This is a genomic window from Clostridioides sp. ZZV15-6383, from assembly GCF_020657735.1.
GTDB lineage: Bacteria > Bacillota > Clostridia > Peptostreptococcales > Peptostreptococcaceae > Clostridioides > Clostridioides difficile_D.
Map to the genome: position 1 here is coordinate 1 of NZ_JAGWCV010000143.1, position 492 is coordinate 492.

The following is a 492-nucleotide window of genomic DNA, read 5'->3' on the forward strand; positions in this document are numbered from 1 at the left end:
ATAACAAGTTATTTCACTTTTATAGCCTGTTTTTGATTTCCTATTTATTATTTTATTAGCAAATAGTTTTTTGCTATTTTTACAAATATAATAGTCATTTTTTTCATCATAATCCATATTATCAATACGCCCAATATCATTTTTATATTTTCTAGTTTTACTAATTTCATAATTTGCAGGTTTTATGAAAGATAATTGATTATTACACTCTAAAAATGTATAGTTTTCCTCACTTTCATATCCAGAATCAGCTACTATTTTAGGATATTTAAATTTTGTATAGTCCTCAATAGATTTTAAAAACGGTATTAATGTTGTAGTATCAGTAGGTTGATGTCCTGAACTTACCCAAACTATATATTCTGAATCTACACCAAATTGTATATTATATGCTGGTTTAAGTTGTCCATTTTTCATATGGTCTTCTTTCATTCTCATAAAAGTTGCGTCATTATCCGTTTTAGAATAACTATTTCGTTCACCCATTATATG

General features: G+C 25.6%; 1 protein-coding gene. It reads right to left on the reverse strand.

Annotation, left to right across the window (positions count from 1 at the left end; all coding sequences use genetic code 11):
• The coding region (locus tag KGF42_RS19185) for a transposase (protein WP_413927050.1) at positions 1-438 on the reverse strand (438 nt) is incomplete at its 3' end.
• Positions 439-492 lie beyond the last annotated feature (54 nt).